The organism is Aeromonas sp. HMWF017, from assembly GCF_003061465.1.
In the GTDB taxonomy this organism is placed as follows: Bacteria; Pseudomonadota; Gammaproteobacteria; order Enterobacterales; family Aeromonadaceae; genus Aeromonas; species Aeromonas veronii.
The window spans coordinates 36,506-38,424 of record NZ_QAJD01000100.1 but is presented as its reverse complement, the minus strand read 5'-3'; the positions used below and the strand labels follow the sequence as shown (position 1 = coordinate 38,424).

Here is a 1,919-nt window from a genome sequence, read left to right as displayed (position 1 = left end):
CGGTCTACACCATAGGTCGGCCACTGTTTGACAAGGTGACCATGGATCTCGATGGCGGGAAATTCACCGTGCTCGCCGAAAACAATGGCCCCCAAAATATCTATGTGGAATCGGTCACCATCGATGGCAAACCGTTGGGGGAAAACCTGACGTTCAATCACAGCGATATTCGGGCAGGTGGTGAACTGAAATTTATCATGACGGCGCAAAAACCGATCCGCTCAGATAATAAATAACCATCATGCATTATCAATATATGTTCAGGTCCAAAGCTTCCTTTGGGCCTCTTTTTTGTCGACTCACCAAGCACCTCAAAAAATATGAGATGTTGCATCAGATGATGCGCAGATCACAAACAGACAGCCTTGTCACAAAAGTCTAGTGAATGACACTTTTTTACTCTGTCGATGAAGCTGGGAGCATGGGAATAATAACGGTAGCCGGGATTGACAGCACCGAGCCTTAATATTGCTCAGGCATCGCTCCGGTATAAGAAAAATAGATCCTGACAGCTCACCCTCTACCCGATGGAGCCGCTCAATATGTTCAAGAAAAATATTCTGGCCATTGCCCTGACCAGCACAGTAGCCATGTTATCCGGCTGCGATTCAGATAACAGCAGCGACAATAACGACGATCAAAAGCCAACGCCAACCAATGTGTTGCAATATGTGAACCCATTCGTTGGCACTGGCTTTAACGGTCACACCTTTCCCGGCCCTGTGGTACCGGAGGGCATGGTGCAACTCTCGCCGGATACCGAGTTGATCGGCTGGCACTCCTCCTCCGGCTATCACTTTGACAAAGATACCCTGTTCGGATTTTCCCACACCCACCTCTCAGGCACCGGCATGGGGGGGCTGGGGGATATTCTGTTCCTGCCCTTTACCGAAGATAAATCCAAATACATCGAGCAAAGCGATGATTACCGCAAAGCCATCTCGGTCAAAATGGACAAAAAATCCGAGCAGGCCGAGCCTGGCTACTATGCGGTGCGCATCGCCGAGAATGGCATCAAGGCCGAGCTGACCGCCTCCGAGCGGGTGGGCTTTCACCGCTACACCTATCCGCAGGGGCAACCCCAACGGCTGAAGATCGATTTGAACTCGATCCTCAACAGCGACTGGGGATCGAGTTCGCTGCGCAACAAACTCACCGTCAGCGAAGATGGCTACGCCATCACCGGCGAGCGAGATGCGACTCACTTCTCCGGCTGGGCGAAAAACCAGAAGATCTTCTTCCATGCGACCTTCGACAAGAAGATCAAAGGGGTCTACATCCTCGCTGGTGGTGTGCCGGTAGAGGGCTTGAGCGCCGAGCACAAGGCCAAATCCAAAGCGGATGTCACCGCTTACGTCGAATTTGAAGAGGGCGGCTCAGCCCAACTGAACGCCAAAGTTGCCCTATCGGCGGTCGATGCCACCGGCGCATGGAACAACTACCAGGCCGAAGGGGATGTTTCGTTTGACGAGGCCCGCGCCAACGCCCGCGAGAAGTGGGCCAACGCCCTCAATTTCACCATCGAGGGGGGCAGCAAGGAGCAAAACGAGATCTTCTACACCGCCCTCTACCACACCAAGATCGCCCCCATCGTCCATCAGGATGTGGATGGCAACTACCGCGGCATGGGCAAAGGGGCGCAGGCCAAGGGGGAAGGCAGCTACTCCATCCACTATGGCCAGGCAAGCGAAGATCAGCCCAACTTCTCGGTCTACTCACTGTGGGACACCCAGCGAGCGCTGCACCCGCTTAAAACCATCACCGAACCCACCCGCGCCGTGCAGTATGCCAAGAACCTGCTCCAGAAGTATCTGGAGAGCGGCCTGCTGCCCAAGTGGGAGCATCTGGGGGATGAGACAGGCACCATGGTGGGCTATCCGGCGGTGGTGGTGATTGCCGACGCCATCACCAAATACCCC

The 1,919-nt window shown here is 54.4% G+C and carries 2 protein-coding genes; both read left to right on the top strand.

Annotated features, from left to right (window positions below):
* On the top strand, window positions 1-236 hold a 236-nt coding region (locus DBR30_RS09790; RefSeq protein ID WP_146181376.1), incomplete at its 5' end, for a glycoside hydrolase domain-containing protein.
* Between the two features lie 306 nt (window positions 237-542).
* Window positions 543-1,919 (top strand): GH92 family glycosyl hydrolase (locus tag DBR30_RS21980; RefSeq protein WP_258224375.1); only part of this gene is annotated, 1,377 nt, incomplete at its 3' end.